The sequence below is a fragment of the Bacillus cereus group sp. Bce019 genome (assembly GCF_051781745.1).
GTDB classification, from domain to species: Bacteria; Bacillota; Bacilli; order Bacillales; family Bacillaceae_G; genus Bacillus_A; species Bacillus_A cereus.
On record NZ_JBPWJX010000003.1, the window covers coordinates 156,459 to 181,135 of the forward strand.

Sequence of the window (24,677 nt, forward strand, 5' to 3'; positions counted from 1 at the left end):
GTAATTTAAAAATGGTTGGTTTATTAAGGAGGGAGAGAAAACATGCATAATAAAAAATGGGATTTACGCATTATATGTGCTCATGCTTTTACAATTCTTATATGGGGAACTGCTTTTCCAGCAATTCGTCTGGGGCTTGAATCTTATACGCCTGAACACCTTACTTTACTACGCTTATTAATCGCCTCATTTATACTTTTGTTATTTTCATTTATATACAAACTACGATTACCGGATTTAAAGGATATCCCAGCAATTTTTATATTTGGTGCTTTAGGGTTTACTATTTATCACATCGCATTAAATTACGGCGAAAAAACAGTAAATGCTGGATCTGCAAGTTTAATTATTTCAGTCACTCCAATAGTGACGGCAATTCTTGCTTCTGTTTTTTTGAATGAAAAAATGAAATTAAATGGCTGGATCGGTGGTGTAATGAGTTTTGCAGGAATTGCCTTAATTTCATTTAGCCAAGGCGATGCTATTCAATTGAATAGCGGGGGATTATTTATATTATTAGCGGCGATTTCAGAAAGTCTATTTTTCGTTTTCCAAACATCTTACTTAAAAAAATACGGCTTCTTACCATTTACCATATATACAATTTTGTCTAGTACTGTATGTATGCTTATTTTCTTACCCGGAGTTTATCAAGAAATACTAGCAGCTCCTCTTGAAGTTAACTTGAGCGTTATATATTTAGGTGTCTTTCCAACAGTACTCCCGTATATTGCATTGGCTTATATTATATCTCGTGCTGGTGCTTCTGAAGCAACAAGTTCTCTATATTTAACGCCAATAACTGCGTGTTTCATTGCTTGGATATGGTTAGGAGAAGTGCCAACTTTAGTTTCGATAATTGGCGGAGGAATTACTATACTTGGAATTGTGATTGCTCATATACCAGTATTAAGAAAAGAAAAACATAGGAATTTAGCAAATAATCAATCCGTATAATGTAATTCAATAATAATTTTATGATACTTTTTTATATAGTTTCTTTCTTATGTTGATAAATATAATATTTTGTATTGTAGTTAAATATTGTATGTTACATTTTATGTAGTAAGCATTTTAAAAGGAGCTGACAACATAATGAATGGAAAAAGAAATATTTTCACATGTATTTCTATTGTAGGAATCGGACTAGCTAGTTTTTCTAATTCTAGTTTCGCAGCAAGTGTAACAGACAATTCAATACAAAATTCTATTCCCGTAGTTAATCAACAAGTAGCTGCTGCAAAGGAGATGAAACCATTTCCCCAGCAAGTTAATTATGCAGGTGTTATAAAACCGAATCATGTTACACAGGAAAGTTTAAATGCTTCTGTAAGAAGTTACTACGATAATTGGAAAAAGAAATATTTGAAAAATGATTTATCTTCTTTACCTGGTGGTTATTACGTAAAAGGAGAGATTACGGGGGATGCGGATGGGTTTAAGCCACTTGGAACTTCAGAAGGTCAAGGGTATGGGATGATAATTACAGTATTAATGGCTGGTTATGATTCGAATGCTCAAAAAATCTATGACGGTTTATTTAAAACAGCAAGAACTTTTAAAAGTTCTCAAAATCCTAATTTAATGGGATGGGTTGTCGCAGATAGTAAAAAAGCACAAGGTCATTTTGATTCTGCTACTGATGGAGATTTAGATATTGCGTATTCTCTTCTTCTTGCTCATAAGCAGTGGGGATCTAATGGAACAGTTAATTATTTGAAAGAAGCACAAGACATGATTACAAAAGGTATTAAAGCTAGTAATGTTACAAATAATAACCGACTAAATTTAGGAGATTGGGATTCTAAAAGTTCGCTTGATACGAGACCATCTGATTGGATGATGTCACACCTTAGAGCATTCTATGAATTTACAGGTGATAAAACTTGGCTTACTGTTATTAATAATTTGTACGATGTTTATACGCAATTTAGTAATAAGTACTCTCCAAATACAGGACTTATTTCAGATTTTGTTGTAAAAAACCCACCACAACCCGCACCTAAAGACTTCTTAAATGAGTCAGAATATACAAATGCATATTATTATAATGCTAGTCGAGTACCTTTAAGAATTGTAATGGACTATGCGATGTACGGCGAGAAGCGAAGTAAAGTCATTTCTGATAAAGTATCTTCATGGATTCAAAATAAAACGAATGGAAATCCTTCTAAAATTGTGGATGGTTATCAATTAAACGGATCCAATATTGGTAGTTATTCAACTGCTGTATTCGTTTCGCCATTTATTGCTGCAAGTATAACAAATAGCAATAATCAAAAGTGGGTAAATAGTGGTTGGGATTGGATGAAGAATAAGAGAGAAAGCTATTTTAGTGATAGTTATAATTTATTAACTATGTTATTTATTACAGGAAATTGGTGGAAACCTGTACCTGATGATAAAAAAATACAAAATCAAATAAATGATGCAATTTATGAAGGATACGATAATTAATTAAAATTGAGAATGGTTACTTAAGAAAGGAATTAGCATACGCTAGTTCCTTTTTAATATTTTGTAAAACATTATCCATTCTAAAATTCGCATAGATATACTTGCTTTTTTCATATACATAGTTATTGATGACTCTATGTTTTGGTGAGGGGAGAGTATTTCTTGGAAAAAGTATTAAGTTGTTGTCGAAAAAGGGAATTATTTCGCTACGTTGAATATAAACATACATCCTCTATATAAAGGAGCTTACCATATTGAATATCCAGTTAAAGGTTGTTACGAGAGAGAATTGGGAAGATGCTTTAAAGTTACAAGTTAAAGATAATCAGACGAAATTTGTTCCATCTGTAGCAGTTTCACTTGCTAAAGTATATATAAAACCAGATGGGGACGCTGTAGAGTACCTACCATTTGCGATATACAATGGTGATCTAATGGTTGGTTTTGTTATGCATGCTGTTGTAAAAGAAACAACTGATATGTATTGGATAAACGGATTTATTATCGATCGAAAGCAGCAAGGTAACGGTTATGGAAAAGCGGCATTACAAGAAAGTATATACTTAATAAAAAATACGTTTAAGGCGTGTAAAGAAATTAGATTAACCGTACATAAAGATAATATCTCTGCAAAGAGATTATATGAACGATATGGTTTCATATCATTAGGACAGGAGTATGATGGTGAGCAAGTATATCGTTTATTTGTTTAACTATTAGGAAGTAAAGGTGTGAAATGAAATATGCAATTTACTGAAGTGAAAATTGAAGTGTTCATTCCTGAAGAATATATTGAAACATTAAGGGATGAATTAAATAAAATTGGAGCATGTAAAACGGGCGAATATGACCATTGTCTTTCCTATAGTTCAGTGAAAGGATATTGGAGACCTTTAGACGAGGCATCTCCTTTTAATGGAGAAATTGGGCGAATATGCGAAGGGCAAGAATGTAAAGTTGAAATAAAGTGTAAACGAGAACTTGTAAAAGATGCTCTTGAAGTTATTAATGATATTCATCCGTATGAAACACCTATGATTTATATTATACCAATACTAAATGACTATTTTGAGCAACTATACATTGAATAACTAGGAGGAATACCAATTGAAAAGTAAATTTCATCATATTGTACGAGCACTCATGATAAAAGATGAAAAATTATTAGTTGCTGAATATATTGACCATCATTATTTTTTACCTGGTGGCCATGTTGAAATTGGAGAATCAGCAGAGAATGCATTAAAAAGAGAGTTAAGAGAAGAACTTGGAGTAAACTGTATTATACAACAATTTTTAGGCGTCATAGAAAATCAATGGCAAGATAAAGAAGTGCTTCATCATGAAATTAACCACATTTTTGAAGTAGAGTCACAAGATTTACATACGGACTTAACACCGAAATCTAGCGAGTCTCATTTAGCATTTCACTGGATAGATTATAATAAAGAAGCCTTAAATCATTATGAAATCATGCCAATGCCTTTAGTGAAGGAATTACTAAAAAGAAAGGTAAATGATGAACTACTAAATTGTTGGATTAGTAATTTTTAAATCACTTTATTTATAGTAAATACGTCCATCAAATGAATATAAAGAAAATAGGCTAAAAAACAAGGTACATCACCTAGTGTAAGTTCATATTTTGTTGATGTACGCATTTAGTCTATAGTCTTGTTTCTACTTTGTTTACAAGAATTTATTAACTTTAATATTTGGACGAAATTTACATTTATAAATGGAGGGTTTCATAATGAATCAGTTTCAACAAGAACTACAATCATTAAACCTTAATGATTATCAAACTGGCAATATTGTGTATTGGGATCAACAACAAAGTCAATATCCATACTACTATATTCAAGACGATGCACGTCGTTGCGGCGGATGCGGAGGTTGTGGTGGACGTTGCGGTGGATGTGGCGGTAGATGCGGTGGATGTGCAGGTCGTTGCGGCGGGTGTATAGGTTGTGCAGGATGTTTCGGTTGCTTTAATTGCTGGAACTGGTGGATCATTTAAGTATAGAACATCAAAGCTATTTTACTTGAAAGAAAGGTGTGAAAACTATTTTGCACTTTTCTTTCAAGCTGTAATGTTTATGTGTATTAAGGGGGATTTATTTGTATACATATGATAAGTTGATTTCTTGGGTAGAGGATATAAAAGAAAAAAATCATAGTTCTGCTACAGCACTTTGTATTATAAAAGATAATAAAATCGTACTAGAGCATTATAGTGGTTATCACTCAAATACATCTACAAGTAAGAAAGTAACAGCATCTTCACAATTTAACGTTGCTTCTGCTAGAAAAAGTTATTTAGGATTAATGATAGCGTATGCGCTTTACGAGGGGAAAATAAACTCTATTGATGATGAAGCGATAAAATATTTTAAAGACTTTGATCCTGCATTGCTTGGTAAAACGACGATAAGACATTTAGTAACACATTCGCACGGATTAGAAGAAACGAATGACAGGACATTTTTTCGTGAATTTGAACCGGGACAATCATGGGCGTATAGAGATATTAATGTAAAAATGATGACACGTCTTATTTATCAGCTATATAACAAAAGTTTTCCTGAATTGTTAAAGGAGCGTGTGTTTAAACCTGCTAATTTTCAAGAAACAGGTTGGAGAGTTCAGCGAGATGAAAATTTAGTTGACGTTGTTAATAATCCAAATGAAGACGCAATTCGTGAAATTGGTACGGTAGATGACGGTACTGAAAAAAATTATTTGTCTCAGCTAGAGAATTTGCGCATTGGGGCAATCTTCATTTAAATCAAGGTATGATAGATGATAAACAAATTGTTCCAAAAGAAGTTATAAAAATCGCTACGAGTTTGCAGAGTCCAACATATATAAACAAAGAGCTACCACAAAATGGATTGTTTTGGTTCATCCAAAATGAGCCTGCACAATTAAGCGAACTTGGTGAACGTGTTCCAAAAGGGTCGTATCAAATATTAGGGATTACTGGACCGACTATTTTAGTAATACCTGAATATAATGTAGTTGTTGCAAAAATGTATAACAAAAGATATAACTACGGCGGTGATAATTACTTATATTATTTACGTGAATTTAGTAATTTAGTCGCTGATACATTTAGTAACGGTAATAGGGCATAATTACTCCTATAACAAAAAGGAGTGATTGAAAGTGAAAGATAAAGTGAACAAAAATAAAAAACAAAATATAAAAGATGTAAATACAGAGCAAAATGCGATTTATAGCGATCCAAAAGATGCAGCTAATATGCAAACTGTACCGCAGCCGAAAGATTTTGATGAAATCGAATATTAATTTTTCATCCGACTATATGATGAATGAAAAATACGTCTTAAGTCTCATCACATATGAGAAATTATTTGATAACATATATACATAAGCATTTGAAAATGGCTTATCTTAACAAAGCTTTCTTTAGAAACATCTGATATAACCTGCAAAAGACACTTCTTTATGAAGTGTCTTTTTGTGTATATGAACTTAATTACCATTTTCCGTACAGTATCTTGCAATTTACGATGGATATACTAACTGTGAAAATTCATGTCAAGATAAAAGAAGGGGACAGTTAGTATGAAACAAACTTCTATAAATCCGTTACTAATTGTTCTAGGTACAATAATTGTTCAAATTGGCCTTGGAACAATTTATACATGGAGTTTATTTAATCAACCCCTTGTAAGTAAGTTTGGATGGAATCTCAATTCAGTAGCGATAACTTTCTCTATAACAAGTTTTTCTTTATCATTCTCAACTTTATTTGCAGCAAAGTTACAGAAAAAATTAGGACTTCGGAAACTTATTGCTACTGCAGGAATTGTTTTAGGACTCGGCTTAATACTTAGTTCACAAGTTTCTTCCTTACCACTATTATATTTATTAGCTGGTGTCGTTGTCGGTTATGCGGATGGAACAGCTTATATTACATCACTATCTAATTTAATTAAATGGTTTCCAGATCGGAAAGGGCTTATTTCAGGTATATCTGTATCAGCGTATGGAATGGGCAGCTTAATCTTTAGATATATAAACGGAAATCTTATCGATAACCTTGGTGTATCACAAGCATTCTTATATTGGGGTATTATCGTGTTACTTTTAGTGTTAATTGGATCGTTCTTCTTACGTGAGGCAATTGTAAGTAATGCTGTAACTGAAACATTACACAATGACTATACTCCGCGTGAAATGATGCGAACGAAACAAGTATATCTGCTATTTTTTATGTTATTCACCTCGTGTATGGGTGGCTTGTATTTAATCAGTATGGTAAAAGATATCGGTGTACAACTCGTCGGACTTAGCGCAGCAACCGCTGCAAACGCCGTTGCTATGATTGCAATCTTTAATACAGTAGGTAGAATCATTCTTGGGACGTTATCAGATAAAATCGGCCGAATGAAAATTGTCTCTGCAACGTTTATTATCATAGGTTTGTCAGTCTTTACTTTAAGTTTTATTCCGCTAAATTATGGAATCTATTTTGCTTGTGTAGCAAGTGTCGCCTTTTGCTTCGGTGGTAATATAACCATATTCCCAGCTATTGTCGGAGATTTCTTTGGATTAAAAAACCATAGTACAAATTACGGGATTGTCTATCAAGGTTTCGGATTTGGTGCGCTTGCAGGATCATTTATTGGAGCGATACTCGGGGGATTTCAACCAACTTTCATTATAATCGGTGTTTTAAGTGTTATTTCCTTCATTATTTCAATATTAATCCGTCCACCAAATGCAGAGAAGAAAAATGAACTAAAACATTTACATCGGAAAGTAGCTTAATACAAAAAAGAGTCCTAATATAGGGCTCTTTTTTGTGTAGAGAATAGAGTTATTTAATTTAAAATGAAATGATTTGAGAAGTAATAAAGTTGTTTATTTCTTGATGAACTAAGTAGCAGATGCGTAGAATATTCATATTGTTTTATAAAGGAACTAACATGTTGTTAAAAAACATATAGAAAATTACAGTTAACCAACTTTGTGATGGAACGTGCACTTCATTCATAGATCATTATTTTCTTATAAGTTTACAATGAAAGTAGTTGGCTTATATTGATTACAACCATAATTTCTTCTGTTGTGGCATTCGCTACAACAAATATTGATGATATTTTTATACTGCTTGTTTTATTTTCACAAGTAAGAACAGAAGTACTTAGGAAAGAAGATAGAGCTGTCCGCGAAAAAGCTATGAGAAAAAAACTTTATATTGCTATTGGACAATATGTGGGGTTTAGTATGATTATTTTTCTAAGTATCGTTGGGTCTTTAAGCTCTTTTTTCATTCCTGTTTCGTGGATTGGGGTATTAGGATTCGTGCCAATTTATATGGGTGTTAAAGGACTATTCTCGCTTCGTTCTAACAAAAGTAATAAAGTCATTGATAAAGCTTCTAGTTCATTATTTAAAGTAGCTGCGATTACATTAGCTAATGGAGCTGATAATATCTCAATTTATATACCAATGTTCACTAGTCAATCCTTGGAAGCAAATATCGTTACATTAATTATCTTTTTTTGCATGATAGCAATATGGTGTTCTATTAGCTACACATTGTTAAGAGCTCCTATTTTAGCTAAAGTACTTGAGAGAAATTGTCATATTAGCGTTCCAATCGTTCTAATTGGTTTAGGAATGTTCATTCTTTTTCGCAGTAATACAATTGAATTATTGTACTTATACGTTCAAACTAACGGAATTTTTAAGTAAAAAGAATCAAACGTGGTAAAAAGCCATACTACAAATAAAATGTAGTACGGCTTTTTTAAGTTTTAGTGAAATGAAACCGTGCACTACGACAATTAAGTTAGACAGGATATTACGATTATTAAATTGAATAGATACTTTAAAAGGAGCGTGATATTTAAAATGAAAATAGTAAAACAGAAGAATATAGACACGAAGGTTATGGAACCAAGTTAATAAAATGTATTGAAGAATTTGCAATTGAAAAAGAGTGTAGCCTAATCAATTTAGATACTTTTAGCTTTCAGGCACCTGCTTTTTATAAAAAACATGGATATAAAGTAATTGGAGTAAGTGAAAATCACCCTAAAGGGCATAATCGATACTATTTGGAAAAAAGGTTAGAAAATATATAGAATCCCAAAATGAATCAATCAAATCATAAAGAGCGTACGTTGAATAATTACTTTCAAAATACGTTCTTTTTATTTAGAAATGAAGGGGGATCGATTATTACCTTTACTAAGGATAGATAAATGAAATACTCTATTAATTTTTTTATATTTTAAAACGATTAAATGGTAGAATGTAACAAAGACAGAAAATTCTCGTTATTGAAGGTGGACTTAGATGAAAAAAGTAAATGTTACATATGCGCTTTTATACGATAAAACAAATGAAAAGATCTTAATGGTAAAAAACAAAGGGAAGAATGGTTCTTATTACACACTACCAGGTGGTGCAGTTAAATTAGGAGAAACGTTAGAGGAGGCAGTCATTCGAGAAGTGAAAGAAGAAACCGGTCTACATATAACTGTAAATGGTATTTGTTACATTAGCGAAGCTTTTTTCGAAGAGAGAGGACACCATGCAATATTCTTTAATTTTTCAGGTGAAATAATCGGCGGGGAAACAAATATATCAAGGCCAAAAGAAATTGAAGAGATTACTTGGATGGAATTACATATAGCAGCTCCATATTTACGCATACCAGAACATTTACTAGATTTATTACAAAAGAAAGAAACAGTACCTTATTTTTTTAACGGAACAATCGTTCATCAATCTTCATAAAAATATTATCTCATGTAAGGCGGGGAAAAAATGGAGTTTATCGTTAATCACAAACAATTCACTCAAGCACTTTCAGAAGTCAACAAAGCAATATCAACAAAATCTTTAATTCCTATATTATCTGGTATAAAAATAACTGCAGATCAATCTGGAATTACTTTAATTGCAAGTAACTCGAATATTTTTATTGAAAAATTCATTCCTGTTTTAATTGAAGACGAAAAGATTGCAACTATTTTAAAGGCAGGAACTATTGTTGTACCTGCAAAGTATTTCATTGAAATAATAAAGAAAATGCCAAGTGATATAGCAATAAAAAGTAAGAATGAGCAAATTATTAAGATACAATCAGAAGAAATCACATTAAGTTTAAATGGATTTCCTGCAGATGAGTTTCCGAATGTACCACTTATAGACAATCATGCAGAAATCAAAGTAGAGACAGAGCAATTGATTGAAGTATTTAAACAAACATTTTTTGCAGTAGCAAAAAATGAATCTAGACCTGTTCTTACTGGGGTGCATATAGAGTTATCTAATAATAAGTTAATTTGTGCTGCAACTGACTCACATAGACTAGCGATACGTGAAACGCTACTTTCCTCAGATGTAAAAGCAAATTGTATTGTACCAAGCGCAACCATTAATGAACTTCTAAAATTAATGAACAGCAATTCGGAATTCGTATATATCTACCTTTCGGAGAGTCATATTATATTTACGTTCGGAACAACTACATTATATTCAAGACTAATTGAAGGGAAATATCCTAATATTTCTAACCTTATTCCAAATGATTTTAAAACGATTATTAACGTAGATAGAAAAAAGATATTACAAGGTGTAGACCGATCAAGTTTATTAGCAAGTGAATGGGCCAATAACAATGTTAACTTAGAAATCATAAACGAATCCACAATTAAAATTTCTTCAAATGCTTCTCAAATTGGGAAAATATCCGAAACGCAACAAATAGATGCAATTCAAGGTGAAAAACAATTAAATATATCTTTCGATGGGCGTTTTATGGTTGATGCTTTACGAGCAATAAAAGAAGAAACGATTACTTTAAGCTTTGGCGGTTCTATGAGACCGATATTGATTGAAGCAGGAGAACAATCTGCAGCAGTACATCTTATATCACCAGTAAGAGCTTATTAGGGATAGAGGAAGGAATTACATTATGTACAAGCAGACTTTTGTTTTATGAAATCATAAATCAATACATTATAAGAATGATGTATTAGTAAAGCAAACAGTTTACTAATTCCTACATAATATAATTCATAGACAAAGCAGCAATGGTAATCTGAAATACAAAGTAAAATAATAACCTCAATATAAAAGCCATAGATTAATCGATATGGGGTGAGTATGATGAAGAAAATAATTGTTTTACTCATTGGTATAGTTTTAATTATTTTTGCTTTTTATCAATACAACAAAAAAGACTATGCAGCTAAAAGTACTAACTTGTATGTAGAAAACTTTAAAGGGGAAAATGATTCAATAAAAATACAATCTGCTATTAATAAAGCAGAATCTAGTAAAATTAAAACGGTATTACTTGATGATAAGAAGTATAAAATTACGTCACCAATCATTGTTAAAAAAGGTGTGAAATTATTATTTGGTTATGGATCCCAATTTGTAGTTGAGGGAAACTTTAGAGTTCTAGAACTGGAGAACAACGCATCCATTGAAGGAGCGTATATAGCTATTGACGATCCTAAATTTAACTCTGAAGTTATTTATTTAGACGGTAAAAATAAATATTATAACACTTGGAACAAAACACAAATAAAAGATATAAATATTATCAATTGGACGGAAACGAATAAAGGTACCGGAATTTCTTTATACTCTGCTGGAAAAGAAAATGAAATTTCGTTTGTTAACTTCGAAAACATTAAAATTGTAGGAATGGAAACCGGACTAAAATTAGTAGCAAAAAAACCGAGCACCGGACAAGCTTGGATAAATGCCAATCGTTTTATGAACTTTTCTTTAGAAGACTGTGTAAATATGATTTATATGGATAGTCAAGTAACTACGCCAAATGAAATTAGTGGGAATCAATTTACAAATCTTCAAATACAGCCTTCAAATAAAACAAAAAGCATTATACAGGTAAGTGGTCAGCATAATGAATTTCATGGGATGGTGTGGGATTTAAATAAAATAAAACATGAAACCGAACTCATTGAACTGACTGATAAGAGTATGAATACAGTGGTTGAAATGTCCAGTGTACCAGCAAATAGAGTTTTAGATAGTGGGAAATCCAATATTGTGAAATAAGTTTAAATACAGAAAAAAGAGCGAATTCTTTATAAGAGGATTCGCTCTTTTTATATTTTAAAATTAAATTTCCTTCCACCAAGCGGATGAAGGATAATTTGTAGATTTTAACGTAATAGATTCACCAATTTGAGGCGTTGTAATTTTAACTCCTAAACGGTTAGCTTCTTTCGTAACACGTTCTATCGGGTCACTCCATTCGTGTAATGCTAACGTAAAGGCACCCCAATGAATCGGAAGAAGTAATTCTCCTTTAACATCAATATGAGCTTGTACCGTTTCTTCAGGCAACATATGAATAGCAGACCACCTCGGATCATATTGCCCGCATTCCATTAATGTAAGATCGAATGGACCGTATTTATCACCAATTTCCTTAAAGTGAGGGGCATAACCGCTATCACCACTAAAGAAAATTTTAGTCTCTTGACCAAGAATAAGCCATGAACACCATAATGAACGATCTCTATCTGTCATACCACGTCCCGAGAAATGCCTTGCAGGAGCACAAACTAACTTAATATTATCAAATGTAATTTCGTCCCACCAATTATGCTCACTAATTTTACTAGGTGAAACACCCCATTTAATAAGGTATTGTGCAACTCCAGTTGGAACATAAAAGTGCTTTGCGCGATCTTTTAACTGCATAATACTTTTGTAATTCAAATGATCATAGTGATTATGAGAAATGATAATCGCATCAATTTCTTGAAGGTCATCACGTTCTAAAGAAAAAGTACCACTATAGCGTTTACTATTAAACAAAGGGAATGGGGAAGAGGCATCTCCAAACATAGGGTCTAATAATAGTTTTTTACCTTCTATTTTCAAAAGAGAAGCAGAATGGCCAAACCATGTAACACTCTCTAACGATTCATTATCTTTATTTGATAAAACGATAGGCAAATCCTTTATAGGACGCAGCTTTGATTTTATTTTAAAGTAATCCGTCATTAAACTTATAATATCTTTCGGTTTAAAACTCATATCAGTATGAATTTGATTTGTATATTTCTTATTCATTCGTTCTCCTTTTTACGATTAACAATTTACGTATGTTGTTATTGTAGCTATTTGTAGTTTAAACTATATTATTTTACCTTTCATCTAAATTGCCTTGTATTTCATAAATTCGTCAAATTCATTATTTGTATCTATAAAGTACAAATTGCACAGTGGCAGCTAAAACAAATATTAAGTACATGTAAATTGTTTTTATTTAGTAAATTCCTTCTTATACGCAACAAAGAACATACGTTTCGTTGTATGTTATAGAAGAAAATATGTCTCTAATAAAAGAAAGGAAGGAGAGGATGTAAGTGCACATAGAGCGAAAAAAGAAATCAAAATGTAAACTATCAAAATCTGAAATCATGCATTTGTATACTGAAGGGAAGAGCACCTCAGAAATCGCCATGCTTGCTAATGTGTCTGCAAGGTATATTCGTATGGTTTTATCAGACAATAACGTACCAAGACGCGCTATAGGGAGTTGGAAGAGAAAGTATGACATAACAGAAGATTATTTTAAAACGTGGTCAAACAATATGGCTTATATTTTAGGGTTTATAGCAGCAGATGGTGTTATACAGAAAGAAAATCAATGTGTCAGTATATCTCAAAAAGAAAGTTATATTTTAGAAGATATAAAAAAAGAACTAAAAACAAACCAGCCACTTTATCAAAACAAAAAAACAGGCGTATATATGCTAAATATTAATAGCAAAACAATAAAAGACGACCTTATGAACATACACGGAATTATGCCATGTAAATCATTTAACATTGAATTTCCTTTTGTACCAGAAGAATATTTGCATCATTTTGTTCGTGGGTATTTTGATGGGGATGGTCATGTTAACTCTCACAAATACTTTGTTAGTTTTGTTGGTGGATCATATAATTTTATGAATTCTTTTAAAGATATCCTTGAGAATAATAAATTCCAATTAAGTTTTGTTGACAAAGAAAAACAATATCGTATTTACCTAAGTGGTAAAAATAATGTTAATAAATTTTCACGGTGGATTTATAAAGATAAAGGTTTACATTTAAAGCGTAAATACAATATTTTTCAAGAAAAAGAATAATTGTAATGATAATCGAATAATTCACAAACAAGTTCAATTATAAAATTAAAATTCACGATGAATTATTAATTGAAATCAAAGTAATTGCTAAAGCAAACAAATTATAAATATAGTTTAGTCAAATTCAAAGCAACTTGTTTAAATTTAATAATTAAACAAGTTGCTTTTTATTATGTTTTATTAATGATTATTTACACTAATCCTGCATCAACGAACTATTCACTAATAAATAAAGAAAAGGGAAGTATACCAAATGGAACTAATCTATAATAAGTTTATTACTTTTTTCTAGTAGACATAATATATATTATAGGCAGTTATAGAAACAAAGCAATACCAGGTATCAAAACCCAAGTAAACTATACTCAATGAGACGAAACGGAGATTTTTGGTGAGATTTACATTAAATCTTATCTAAACAAATTTCTTCAGTTTTTATCGTTTTTATTTGTTATAAATTCATCACAGCAAATCTTAATCAATAATCGCTTAAGATTTAACGAATTAAAAACATTTTTGATTGGCAAGAAATTTTTATACAGAAAAATTATTTCTATACAAAATATAAATTAATAATTTTATTTTATGTTTTACTTAATGAATTAATTGCTATTTGCACATGTTTTACAACTTTACATTATTTGTTGTTATTTCTGTTATTTAGGCTTGACTTTCATTACACTCATTGTTTTTTATTCTAGTTAACATAACGCTTATTTTTAACATAAAAAAATCCTCCTCACCTTCAGGAAGATTTTTTGTTTGCTATTATTTTATTTATATCTTCTAGTAACAATCCCAATTGTAAATGACATTGGAAAAATCTAGATTTAACAAATCTTCCTTACGTATAAAGAAATTAGCAACCCCAGAATCGCCCCACATAATATTTAATGAATCGTCTGTATCGATTTGCATCAATAATATGTCATGTTGCTGGTATTTTTCTTCCCATTCCCTTGGATCTGTCTGTGTGAAAAATGGATAACCACCAATTTTATGTCCTTGATCCTTACATAAATCATCATACAGTTCGCCTAATTCTGTATTATTTTCTTCATCAACAATTTCTTCCCAATCAATGTTATCATTAAAAATCATTTCAAATCGATAATCTCTTGGTGTTACTGGTTGATATGCCAACTCAAACTTTAGTTTTGCTGCTTTGGGTATGATAAAATTCTCTAAATCTAAAGTGTTTAAATAACTAAAATCAGTAATCACCTTAGTTAAATCCGCTGTGATTGTAGAATGATAAACAATTCGAAAGTCTTTTTGGCTTGTGGGATGATCAAAATCTGCTCCAAAAAGATCTTCTTCAGCACTTATGAAAAACTGTAACATTCCATGTTGAGGCATATGTTCAATGTTTGGTATTTCTTCAAGGTTTAACTGCGCAAGTAGCATCATAGGTTGTCCGTTTGAGTCTTTAGGATGCTCTTGATCTATAGGTAAATACGGATATCCACCAAACTTACTTTCAAAAAGCGTTGTCTCTGCTAATGTTCCAGACACTTTAACATACGGTTTCACACTTTCTTCTAAAATACTACGATACTGTTCTAGTTCTTTCGGAATTTGAAGTTGATACGTATTCTTCACTATATTTGCCTCCTTTTAGTAATGAATTGAAAATGCCTAACTTAATTATATAGTAAGCGATAGCTTAATTGAAAATCGTTAAAAATCCATTTTCACCCTCATTTTTTGCGCGCTTGGTGGACAAAGTAGATTATGTTCTAATACCTTTTTATTAATAGTTCGAATTAAATCCGCTGCTTCTGCAGTATTTGTATTTTCTTTTAGCTTTTCTTTTAAATCATCAATTTCTTTTGAAAGCTCAATCCACCTAGGTAAAACATGATTATTTGCTAAAGTTCTATAAAGTTGCTTTTCAGGATTGTACGAAAGATCTTTATCAAGATTAAGAGGTTTCCCTTTACCAGGTAAATGATCAAAAGCTCCTTTCTGTTCTGCTTGTTTAACGATAGAACTAATATGATCCTCATACGTATAAGACCAAACTTTCTCATCTTTTACTAAAATCTCTTGTTTTTTTAGTTTTTTATCGAGTTCTTCCTGCTTCATAGATTTTCTCTCCTTTTTATTTTAAAGTCTGGTTTTTATCTATTTCAAAGCTTTCAATCCATCAAACAACTTTTTTAACCTCACACGCTATCATGACCGTCTTGAAACTCTTTATAAGGGGTTTTATACCCTTTATCTTTTAAAACTCTATACAAGTGATTGTTGGCCGTTAAAAGAGGTTTGTTTTCAAGTTGTCCTGCTACCATATAAAAGTGAAGTTGAGTTGCATTAGAATTTATAGATGAAATTTGATTTTCAATCCAAGGAATATCGTTTTCAAAAGTTAGTTCTTCTAGCTGATTAACATAATCTACAGCAATACATGGCGGTATTCCATTTTCGTAAATTAAATAATTGAGTGTTTTTGCGATTGAAGATTACTTAATGCATGGATTTTTATTAAAGACAATGAAATGTTCTTGAAGATGTGAAGTTTAAGAATAATTATGAGGTAGATCAAGATGTTTTGCCCTTGCTGCAATGTGGCAGTAAGGATATTAAATTTTGATAGAATGATATAAGAGCCTTGCTACACTTTTGTAATAAGACTCTTTAAATGAGTTATTTACTAGAATAAGTATCTATTGCTTGAATAGAAAGTTCCAATGATTTTATTCTTCTTTCTAAAAGTGTTCTTTGAGGACTCCCAAGCTTTGACTTAACGTAAATCTTTTCAATTGATGGAAGCAAACCAATCAGAACATTACGAGCTTCTGCTAAATCTTCCTGAGTATAATGATGAGTTTCTTGCTTCCAAACACTTTCTAACATAGCTAAGCCGATACTAGCTGCTTTGAGTCTTTTTTTCACTAAAGTAGTATTTGATCCTTTTTGAGTCATCTGTGATAAGGCATTTTCAAGTTTACTAATTGTTGACTGTAAAGATTTTATTGATTCTACTTTATCTATATTTAATACGTTTTTCATGTTAATGTTATCCCTTCTACGTTGCTAACTTGTTTTGTTTAATGAAATCCTTAAAAGCTTGATTTCACTCGAAATATTTTAACATAAATAACTAACTGTATTCGAGTTGGACAATAACTTAAAGTAAAACAGCTATTCCTCTCTCCTCCCCTGTATCATTCTATTATATGTACTTCTTTCTTCTCATTAGAATTCCTATATAAACTAGTTGTTAATATTGAATGTTTTATGAACAAAAAAACGTACAAGTAATGTAACCTGTACGTTTTCGCTTTTATTCAGTAAGGTAATAAAGTAATAGCTTCCTGGTCTTCTCATAACTTATGAAATCTCTATACAAAATGGGATAATTCACAATTTCTGTTTCTAGAAAACGATATTGCGGAAACCACTCAAAAAACGATTTTCTTAACCACTTTATTTGTTGAAACGTAATGTTCTGTTCGTTTCCATTTAGTACAGAATTTAAAGTAGCTGCTGTATGCATCCAATAATGATTAAAATCAGCGTTTATACAATCATCTTCGGTAAATTTACTTTTTAGGTCTCGTTGCAATTTTGCTGTAGCACGATAAGGAAACGGTTTATGAAGTGGACTATGCATTTTCTGCAATTCCTTAAAAATAATTTGTTTTCCTAACTTCAACTTCCTCCTCCTTTATTTCTCTATCCAATTTAATAAGTTTTCATAATGATATTGAGCATCGATATACCCAAGATTATATAGATTAACAAGCTTTTCCTTATTTCTTTCTATTCCGCTTATAGGAAGCTGTACACTTGGCTGAATTACATAAAAATTATCTTTTTGTTCTTCTTGATTCATATAAGATATCGTCTCATTATAAAAACGATAATGGTTTACTAAATTCTCTGCGATTTTCGGATATTTTCTATATAAAATTTTAGCCAGGCCTGAAAATTTATTTCGCTGCTTCTCATATCCTTCTGGCTTTGTCATAATTACAACGTTCTTTTCATAACCATCCTTTTGGGCTTTCAAAACAGGTATAGGGTCTATAATCCCTCCATCTAATAATTTTCGATTATTATATTCTACAGCAGGTGCTATAAACGGCACAGAGCTAGATGCACGAATGATTTTTAAAATATCATTTCCGTGTTCTGCTTTATTATAATAAATGGCTTGTCCTGATTCGCAATCAGTTGTCCCTATAACAAACTGTTCATTACAGTTTAAGAAAGTTTGAAAATCAAATGGTACAATTTTATTAGGTACTTCATCAAATAAAAAATCCATTCCGAATAATTCACGTTTTCGAATTAAGTTTCGATAAGATATATACCTGTAATCTGATACTAGCTCTGTATTTACTTTCTTATTTCTACCTTTTTGACGTGACAAATAGGTTGCTCCCATACAGGCTCCAGCTGATACGCCGACTACATATGGAAAGAATAAGTTCTTTTCCATGAAATATTCGAGTACACCTGCAGTATATAAACCTTTCATTCCTCCGCCCTCTAATACTAAACCAATATTCTTCATGCTATATCCCTCTGCTTCTTTTTTCTTAATTTCATATTAGCATAAGATTTTAAGATGAGGTTATATAAACTAATTACAACAATAACCAGAAACTACTAAAGTAATGTCATAATATCTTTGTGAGTAACATGTTACAATATAAGTAATTCATTCCACATATATTAAAGGAGGAATTTAATATGGGTTTATTTAGCGGTATTTTAGGAAATGCATCAAATACAAGTTCTGAAAGTGTAGAACGTGATTTAGAGAAGATTATGCTGGACGATGAAAAAGTAGAGCATGCTTATAAATTAATTCGTGATCTAATCGTATTTACAAATCGTCGTCTTATTTTAGTAGATAAACAAGGAGTAACTGGCAAAAAAACAGAATACCATTCTATTCCTTATAAAAGTATTACACAATATAGCATCGAAACGGCTGGGCATTTTGATTTAGATGCAGAACTTAAAATTTGGGTGTCTAGTATGGAGGATCCAATTACGAAAGAATTTAAAGGTGACGATAGTATTTTAAGCATTCAAAAAGCGTTAGTAATCTTTACGACAAAGTAGTGGTTTTTTGTATTTTTATTCATTTTTAAAATTACTAACCCGAGTATTTTGGAAGAACATACATTGTTTTTGTATATTTAATCTAAAATAACATAAAAAGGTAAAGCGTATTTTATATGCTTTACCTTTCTTTTTTGTAATAAATAAGTGTAGTTTCATCATTTAATTTCTTTATAACTTCTGTTCTTTTATACTCCATCTTTTCATACAAAAAACAATTTTTCTCTTCTTCTAAAATAGTAGCAAGTTCCCAGCTCGTTGCTTCAGGAAACATTTCCTCAATTAATGTAAGTACCTTTTGGGCAATTCCTTTTCCTTGATAACTCGGGTGAATAAACATTGGACTGATCCAAAATTTAGAGGGTGTTTCTTTTTGTGAAATGCATATCGCTCCAACAAGATTCATTGCCACTATTATTTTATAGAAGCCACCGTCTACATGATTTATTCTACAAATAGTTTTTTCGATAGTTTCATTTGCTGGATTTGTTTCATAGTCTTTATATTTATGTAATAAAGGGCTAAATGAGTCTATTTGCATTTGAAATATAACTTCTGCATCACTTTCTGTCGCCTTCTCTAATATAATCTCCATGTTACCAATTAAGTCGCTTTCTTAACGAGGTAATATGAGCGGTATGATGACGACCATGCCATGCGTATAGTCCTATTGCAACAGCAAGTTTTGTTTCACCAGTTTCAGGATGGTTAAATGTCTTTTCTAAATCTTCAATTTCTAGAGAATATAAAAGGTTAACCCATCTTTTATGTAATGAATCTAGCATTACTAGTGAAACATCTACCGGTAATTTTGAATCGGGTAACTCTGCCCACTTCTCTTCTTTATACGGCTTAATAGTTGGATTCTTTTCTGTCAGTGCTAATTTAAAGCGTATGTAGCTATTCATATGGCTATCAACAACGTGATGAACAACTTGACGGACAGTCCACCCTCCAACGCGATATGGTGTATCTAACTGTTTCTGATCTAAATCTTTAATTGCCTTTGTTAGTTCATGAGGTAAATCTTCAATTTCTTGAATCCATGTATCAATCATTTCTTCAGTTATAGGACGTTTGTATGTAAATTGGCCAATTGGATAACGTAAATCATTCATGAATAAGCCCTCCTTATTATAAGCGCAAAGTATTTCTCCAAATATAGTGTACAAACTTTACATGTTCTCCATTTAATTCTAAAGATGTTATATCTGATTCGTTTTGATAAGAAGAAAATCCGCTTTTTTCTAGTACAATTTGTGATGCGAGATTATTAGTCGTTGTTTTAGCATGAACTTCAGTAATTTCATTCTTTTTCGCTACATCTAAAATTAATTTTACGGCTGCTGTAGCAACTCCTTTTTTAGTAAATTTTTCTCCGACCCGATACCCTAGAGAACTAATTCGAGTTTCCGTATCTATATCTACTAAATTAATTCGCCCTACAATTTCTTTTTCTTCATTACGAATTAAATAAAAATAAGAATCTCCATCTGCTTGTTCTATTAATAAATCGTCTAGTAGTTTTTGGAAATATTCAAATTCAAAATATTTTGAGCCACGATTTGGTACCATTGTTTCAAAAAAAGATTTATTCGTAAGTTCAAACGTAAATAAATCCTTAGCATCTTGTTTCTTTAGTTGCTCTATGTATATTTCCATCCCGTATTCTCCTTCTAGATTTACTAACTGTTATACATTCTTTTTTAATCAATTATATTCCTGCTATTACTTTCGATTAAGTAATACAGATAGTAGCACTTTCGGATGAAAAAGATGAAATGGACTACGAATTAAATTCATCACTCGTACTAACCGAATATAAACATCAGAATTACTTGCGGATAGTCGATATATTTGTTTCGTATACCATAGCTGAAATTTTTGTTTTGTAGTTAATTCTCTCTTTAGTTGCGGATGACGTGATATTTCCGTTGTTGTCATATCCCATGGGTTTCTATTATATTAGCTGCCTTTTTATAAAATTGTTGTGTAAATGTTTTATCAAGTTGTTTTCTACCTTGCAGAAGTAATTGCAACTGGTGAGCCTCCATAGCAGCAACTGATACGCCTTGGCCGAAAACGGGATCAAAACGACATTGCGCATCTCCAACAACTAATAAGCCTTCTGGTACATTATTCACTAAATCAAATCGCCGGCGTACTTGATAAGGAATTTTGTATGTCTTTATATCAGTAATTCCCTCAGCCTTGTTTAGGAAATCTGTAACATTAGAAATTGATAGGTTTTCAGCAAAATCATAAAACTCATCATCTGTTTGTGGTGCTTTCTCGTTTGCGTATCCACTGAAAGTAACAAAATAACGATTATCTTCTATCGTTTGAATAAGAACGCCATAAGGGTTATCAGGGAAACTCGGAGACATTAGCACATTGCAACAGTCTAATTTCTCATTTTCTTTAAGTTTGAACATTTTCGTTGCGTAAAATAAATCAATACGAACTTTCTCTTCTTGTACTTCAATTTCGTATTCTCGTAGCCACTCTATACTTTTTGAGCCAAATCCACTCGCATCAACTACAAGATCCGCATGAACTTCTTCTTGTGTGTTTGTCTCTAGATATTTAACTTTTACTCCACACACTTTGTTAAGCTTTGCATCTACCAATAACCCTTTAACCAATGTTTCATATTTAATAGTAATATTTGAAATTTGATGTATTCGTTTTTGAATATGCCATTCTAGCAAAGGACGACTTTGTTGAATCATATGTACTTCCCCTATGAATGGCTGTTTCCATAAACCAAATTGATGCCATTTTAAATCACGAGTAAAGTTATTTACGATACTACCTGCTTCTATTAATTCATTCGTAATATTAGGAAACAATTCTTCAATTGCGTTTTCTCCACCTTTTAATAACACGTGAGGATGATTACTTTGTGGAACTCTTTTTCTCGAAGAATTTCCATCCCACCTTTCACCAGCTTCTATAATGATTACTTCTTTAAAAGAAGTTGATAATGCTTTTGCTGCAAACTTTCCTGCTATACTTCCACCAATAACGATAGCCTTATTAAACATATTTTCCCCCTTAATAAAAAGAGATCCTGCCTTGTATGAATGAAACAGGATCTTAAACTAATTAACTTCTTTATCATTATACTTAAAATACATCAGTAAATTGCAACATTAAAATTAAAATACCTAATCCCCATACATAATACGCGAATACTTTTAAAGAGTGACGTTTTAAATATTGAATCATCCATGAAACGGCTATGTATCCAAAAAACGCTGCTGATAACGTTCCGACAATTAAAGATGTACTAGAAATAGATTCCGCTTTCCCTTGAAAAACGTCTACAAATTGCAAAATGATAGCTCCAACAATGGCTGGTGTCGATAGTAAAAAAGAAAAGTAAGCAGCAGTTTCACGGTCTAATTTTCTCCATAATGCAGCGACCATTGTCATTCCAGAACGGGAAATGGCTGGAAAAATAGCAGCAGCTTGAAATGAACCGATAATTAATGCGTCTTTATATGTTATGTCATCCATTTTTTTCCGACCATTCTTTTGTTTATCTGCCGTGTAGAGAAAAAATCCGGTCACTAAAAACTCCCAACCGATCGTGATTCCTGTTTTTGAAATATCTTCAAAGAAATCTTTAAACAATAAACCAATTACAACTGCGGGTATTGTCCCAACGATAAGTAATAACATGAGCTTTGAAAATGGGTTTTTAATTAAATATATAAATTCTTTTTTGTAATAAATAAAAACCGCAAGTAAAGTCCCAATATGCAGCATCGTATCTAAAAATAAGCCAGCCTCATCTAATCGGAACAAATGCCTTCCTAAATAAAGATGTCCGGTACTACTGATTGGTAAAAATTCTGTTAAACCTTGAATTATACCTAATATGAAAGCTTCTAACCAATTCATGATGGTCTCCTTTCTCTTTTGCTTGTACCAATATATGAGGGTTAAATTTTCGATATGAAAAAAACTATATTTCTCTATGAATTTACTTTTCGTTTATGGATATATATGTAAAGAGGATTAAGGAGGGTTATTATGTGGAAGCACACAAAATTCGGTAATGTATTACTTTGGGTGGGCCCTATCCTTGTATTTTTAGGACTATGTATGACAAATATTATTTCAGATATTCCTTTCTTTGAGGGAAAACATACAACGGTTGGTATTGTACTTATATTTATAGGTGTAATCTGTTTTGTTGCTGCTAATCATTTGAAAAAAGGAGAAAGATATGAAGAATAAATCTAAATAAAAAACAATCCTGGCATATTAGCTAGGATTGTTTTTTATTAATGTTGATTATTTGTAGAATACTTTATCAACGTTATATTTCGCTTTGTATTCATTAATAATATATGTTTCGTAAATTTCTCTTTCTGTTGGATCTTCTACGATACATGCATCAATGCGGTATACTTCATCACGGTGATTTTTAATTGGTGAAACATTATCTTCAAAATGCTTCTTAATACGTTGTCTAATTTTACGAGCTTTACCTACGAAAAGAAGTTCGTCATTAATATTGTAAAACATAAAAATGCCGCCTTTATCTCTAGGGAACAAGTGGAAATCGATAAATCCATTAATTGGAGTAATGATTGGCTCGTCTCCTTTAATAACTTGTTTACGTTCAGTAATTGAAACATCAGCTTCAGGAATATTAATTTTAATCAAGTTCATTCACGTCCTCTTTTATTATAAAGATAAATAATAGCATACATAAGTAAGAAAAGCTATGTTCAGAGGCATATTTCATTTTATAATTCAAATATTATAGGTGTATCATGTAAACTTTTCTTCCAAATCATATGATCACTGGATTCTCCCCAGTAATCTTTCAATACATAGCTAGGTTTTCCAAACTTTTTCATCCATATACTTTGCGCATTTTTATATCCACTATCTAAACAATATTCTGTTATCCCTCTGCTAAGTAATGTAAGAAACATTGTATGTAGTAATAAACTCCCTATTCCCTTTCTCTGATACTCCGGAAGTATGAATACAGTTCCTATTTCATACAAATTTTTAAGTACACCACCTGTACAACTATTAATCAATGTACTTGCTGGACCGATTTCGATTGTTCCAATGATTTTATCGTTACTTGTATCAATTGCTAATAAAAAGTAACGACTTTCTCCGTTACTATCAAAATCACTTTTCAAATACTGCTTTTTTGAGTTAATTTCATTTTCTATGTCATCCAATAATTGTGACAATCCTTCATTTTTGTATGTATTCGTAATAACGATACGGAAAAATAAATATAGTTCATCTATATCATTCAAATTCGGTCTTCTAACTGCAACGTTAGTCATGAATTCAATCTCCAATCCTCATTATGCCATTGTCAATATAACACTTTATATAATCTATTCATCATTATTCTGCAAAAACCTGCATAAATCCAACAGTATAGAAAGCTCATTATAAATATTGATAAAATAATTTTTATATTCATAGTTGTATGAACAGCAGGACCAAGTACCGGAAAGCGGAAAACATCGAGAACGATCATAATACCTATAAGTAGACAAGTTGCTGAAAAAGAAACAATCCAAATTCTCCTCTTTAATTTTAAAAAGGATACTCCTAAGGCTAGACCTAATAAGCCTGTAGTAAAAGGAAAGACAATTAGTTCACTGGGCTCAATAATAAATAATAGAAGAATAGTAAGAATATAAGAAAGTATTCCCTCACGAATAGAATAGAAAATAGCAAAAAAAATCGGTAATGTCGAAAATGGACTAATGAGCAAACCTATACCAGGAACTAAGTTTCCTGCTGCTTGAAACATGGTGGCCAATGTACTCATCAAAGCTGTAAGTACTAACTTATTCGCAAGGGACAATTTTCTTTTATGAACAAAACTCGTATCATGTTCTATCATCAGTTGATACCAATAACGTACAAACCGATTCATCAATATCTCCCCCTAAAGATGCCTCATTCATT

Annotated in this window: 27 protein-coding genes and 4 pseudogenes; 17 read left to right on the plus strand and 14 right to left on the minus strand. The window is 31.5% G+C overall.

What is annotated here, in order from left to right:
* Positions 1-42 precede the first annotated feature (42 nt).
* From ACS2QP_RS06955 to ACS2QP_RS07020, 14 genes and pseudogenes are all read left to right on the plus strand, one after another.
* Positions 43-957: a DMT family transporter gene (locus tag ACS2QP_RS06955; RefSeq protein ID WP_332283046.1), complete on the plus strand. Its 915-nt coding sequence runs from the start codon at positions 43-45 to the stop codon at positions 955-957.
* Positions 958-1,095: 138 nt separating this feature from the next.
* Complete coding sequence (locus ACS2QP_RS06960) at positions 1,096-2,457, plus strand: glycosyl hydrolase family 8 (RefSeq protein WP_332283044.1); 1,362 nt, start codon at positions 1,096-1,098, stop codon at positions 2,455-2,457.
* 254 nt (positions 2,458-2,711) lie between these two features.
* Positions 2,712-3,170: a GNAT family N-acetyltransferase gene (locus ACS2QP_RS06965; protein ID WP_149215270.1), complete on the plus strand. Its 459-nt coding sequence runs from the start codon at positions 2,712-2,714 to the stop codon at positions 3,168-3,170.
* Positions 3,171-3,200: 30 nt separating this feature from the next.
* Complete coding sequence (gene cutA, locus ACS2QP_RS06970) at positions 3,201-3,548, plus strand: divalent cation tolerance protein CutA (protein WP_001160789.1); 348 nt, start codon at positions 3,201-3,203, stop codon at positions 3,546-3,548.
* 16 nt (positions 3,549-3,564) lie between these two features.
* Entirely contained in the window at positions 3,565-4,011 is a 447-nt protein-coding gene (locus ACS2QP_RS06975) for an NUDIX domain-containing protein (protein WP_063536512.1), read from the plus strand.
* A 199-nt stretch (positions 4,012-4,210) separates the two neighbouring features.
* Positions 4,211-4,477: a heterocycloanthracin/sonorensin family bacteriocin gene (locus ACS2QP_RS06980; protein WP_332283041.1), complete on the plus strand. Its 267-nt coding sequence runs from the start codon at positions 4,211-4,213 to the stop codon at positions 4,475-4,477.
* Positions 4,478-4,578: 101 nt separating this feature from the next.
* Positions 4,579-5,594 (plus strand): annotated as a pseudogene (locus tag ACS2QP_RS06985) (serine hydrolase domain-containing protein).
* A gap of 31 nt (positions 5,595-5,625) precedes the next feature.
* Positions 5,626-5,769: a hypothetical protein gene (locus ACS2QP_RS06990; protein ID WP_000653680.1), complete on the plus strand. Its 144-nt coding sequence runs from the start codon at positions 5,626-5,628 to the stop codon at positions 5,767-5,769.
* Positions 5,770-6,048: 279 nt separating this feature from the next.
* The gene (locus ACS2QP_RS06995; RefSeq protein WP_063536515.1) at positions 6,049-7,257 is read left to right on the plus strand and encodes an L-lactate MFS transporter; all 1,209 of its coding nucleotides are present in this window, start codon (positions 6,049-6,051) and stop codon (positions 7,255-7,257) included.
* A gap of 273 nt (positions 7,258-7,530) precedes the next feature.
* Entirely contained in the window at positions 7,531-8,187 is a 657-nt protein-coding gene (locus ACS2QP_RS07000) for a cadmium resistance transporter (protein WP_153580970.1), read from the plus strand.
* A 173-nt stretch (positions 8,188-8,360) separates the two neighbouring features.
* Positions 8,361-8,579 (plus strand): annotated as a pseudogene (locus tag ACS2QP_RS07005) (GNAT family N-acetyltransferase); the annotation flags it as partial.
* 214 nt (positions 8,580-8,793) lie between these two features.
* Positions 8,794-9,237, plus strand: coding sequence for an NUDIX hydrolase (locus tag ACS2QP_RS07010; RefSeq protein WP_078420795.1), 444 nt, complete (start codon positions 8,794-8,796; stop codon positions 9,235-9,237).
* A 30-nt stretch (positions 9,238-9,267) separates the two neighbouring features.
* A complete protein-coding gene (dnaN, locus tag ACS2QP_RS07015; RefSeq protein ID WP_438882264.1) occupies positions 9,268-10,398 on the plus strand; it encodes a DNA polymerase III subunit beta in 1,131 nt (376 codons plus the stop codon).
* A gap of 216 nt (positions 10,399-10,614) precedes the next feature.
* Complete coding sequence (locus tag ACS2QP_RS07020) at positions 10,615-11,538, plus strand: hypothetical protein (RefSeq protein WP_366982190.1); 924 nt, start codon at positions 10,615-10,617, stop codon at positions 11,536-11,538.
* A 63-nt stretch (positions 11,539-11,601) separates the two neighbouring features.
* On the opposite strand, the gene ACS2QP_RS07025 is transcribed toward ACS2QP_RS07020, so the two are convergent.
* Positions 11,602-12,564 carry an MBL fold metallo-hydrolase gene (locus ACS2QP_RS07025; protein WP_001037062.1) on the minus strand — a complete coding sequence of 321 codons (963 nt, stop codon included), beginning with the start codon at positions 12,562-12,564 and terminating at the stop codon, positions 11,602-11,604.
* Positions 12,565-12,860: 296 nt separating this feature from the next.
* Here ACS2QP_RS07025 and ACS2QP_RS07030 point away from each other — a divergent pair, with 296 nt between their 5' ends.
* Positions 12,861-13,631: an LAGLIDADG family homing endonuclease gene (locus ACS2QP_RS07030; RefSeq protein WP_000546826.1), complete on the plus strand. Its 771-nt coding sequence runs from the start codon at positions 12,861-12,863 to the stop codon at positions 13,629-13,631.
* 786 nt (positions 13,632-14,417) lie between these two features.
* Here the strand turns inward: ACS2QP_RS07030 and ACS2QP_RS07035 are convergent.
* The 5 genes and pseudogenes from ACS2QP_RS07035 to ACS2QP_RS07055 form a co-directional block, all read right to left on the minus strand.
* A complete protein-coding gene (locus tag ACS2QP_RS07035; RefSeq protein WP_000799803.1) occupies positions 14,418-15,233 on the minus strand; it encodes a YwqG family protein in 816 nt (271 codons plus the stop codon).
* 78 nt (positions 15,234-15,311) lie between these two features.
* Positions 15,312-16,192: pseudogene (locus ACS2QP_RS07040) on the minus strand (DnaJ family domain-containing protein); the annotation flags it as partial.
* Positions 16,193-16,280: 88 nt separating this feature from the next.
* A complete protein-coding gene (locus ACS2QP_RS07045; RefSeq protein WP_438882265.1) occupies positions 16,281-16,646 on the minus strand; it encodes a hypothetical protein in 366 nt (121 codons plus the stop codon).
* 274 nt (positions 16,647-16,920) lie between these two features.
* Complete coding sequence (locus ACS2QP_RS07050; protein WP_029442484.1) at positions 16,921-17,292, minus strand: YxiJ-like family protein; 372 nt, start codon at positions 17,290-17,292, stop codon at positions 16,921-16,923.
* Between the two features lie 12 nt (positions 17,293-17,304).
* A complete protein-coding gene (locus ACS2QP_RS07055) occupies positions 17,305-18,156 on the minus strand; it encodes a patatin-like phospholipase family protein (RefSeq protein ID WP_063536527.1) in 852 nt (283 codons plus the stop codon).
* Between the two features lie 179 nt (positions 18,157-18,335).
* Between ACS2QP_RS07055 and ACS2QP_RS07060 the strand changes: the two genes are divergently transcribed.
* Positions 18,336-18,713 carry a PH domain-containing protein gene (locus ACS2QP_RS07060; RefSeq protein ID WP_153580965.1) on the plus strand — a complete coding sequence of 126 codons (378 nt, stop codon included), beginning with the start codon at positions 18,336-18,338 and terminating at the stop codon, positions 18,711-18,713.
* Between the two features lie 121 nt (positions 18,714-18,834).
* Here ACS2QP_RS07060 and ACS2QP_RS07065 read toward each other — a convergent pair whose 3' ends face one another.
* The 5 genes and pseudogenes from ACS2QP_RS07065 to ACS2QP_RS07085 all read right to left on the minus strand — a co-directional run bounded on the left by ACS2QP_RS07065 (position 18,835) and on the right by ACS2QP_RS07085 (position 22,622).
* Entirely contained in the window at positions 18,835-19,308 is a 474-nt protein-coding gene (locus tag ACS2QP_RS07065) for a GNAT family N-acetyltransferase (RefSeq protein ID WP_063536529.1), read from the minus strand.
* 1 nt (position 19,309) lies between these two features.
* Positions 19,310-19,831, minus strand: coding sequence for a YfiT family bacillithiol transferase (locus ACS2QP_RS07070; protein WP_000999062.1), 522 nt, complete (start codon positions 19,829-19,831; stop codon positions 19,310-19,312).
* 16 nt (positions 19,832-19,847) lie between these two features.
* Positions 19,848-20,375, minus strand: a complete 528-nt coding sequence (locus tag ACS2QP_RS07075; protein WP_438882266.1) for a GNAT family N-acetyltransferase — start codon at positions 20,373-20,375, stop codon at positions 19,848-19,850.
* A 66-nt stretch (positions 20,376-20,441) separates the two neighbouring features.
* Positions 20,442-21,760, minus strand: a pseudogene (locus ACS2QP_RS07080) (FAD-dependent oxidoreductase).
* 82 nt (positions 21,761-21,842) lie between these two features.
* Entirely contained in the window at positions 21,843-22,622 is a 780-nt protein-coding gene (locus ACS2QP_RS07085; protein ID WP_059303763.1) for an undecaprenyl-diphosphate phosphatase, read from the minus strand.
* A gap of 132 nt (positions 22,623-22,754) precedes the next feature.
* Between ACS2QP_RS07085 and ACS2QP_RS07090 the strand changes: the two genes are divergently transcribed.
* On the plus strand, positions 22,755-22,961 hold the full coding sequence (locus ACS2QP_RS07090; RefSeq protein WP_153580962.1) for a hypothetical protein: 207 nt from the start codon (positions 22,755-22,757) through the stop codon (positions 22,959-22,961).
* A 57-nt stretch (positions 22,962-23,018) separates the two neighbouring features.
* Here ACS2QP_RS07090 and ACS2QP_RS07095 read toward each other — a convergent pair whose 3' ends face one another.
* The 3 genes from ACS2QP_RS07095 to ACS2QP_RS07105 form a co-directional block, all read right to left on the minus strand.
* Positions 23,019-23,399 carry a nucleotide excision repair endonuclease gene (locus ACS2QP_RS07095; RefSeq protein WP_001048941.1) on the minus strand — a complete coding sequence of 127 codons (381 nt, stop codon included), beginning with the start codon at positions 23,397-23,399 and terminating at the stop codon, positions 23,019-23,021.
* A 77-nt stretch (positions 23,400-23,476) separates the two neighbouring features.
* Positions 23,477-24,040 carry a GNAT family N-acetyltransferase gene (locus tag ACS2QP_RS07100; RefSeq protein WP_006929726.1) on the minus strand — a complete coding sequence of 188 codons (564 nt, stop codon included), beginning with the start codon at positions 24,038-24,040 and terminating at the stop codon, positions 23,477-23,479.
* Between the two features lie 32 nt (positions 24,041-24,072).
* Positions 24,073-24,645: a hypothetical protein gene (locus ACS2QP_RS07105; protein WP_438882267.1), complete on the minus strand. Its 573-nt coding sequence runs from the start codon at positions 24,643-24,645 to the stop codon at positions 24,073-24,075.
* Positions 24,646-24,677 lie beyond the last annotated feature (32 nt).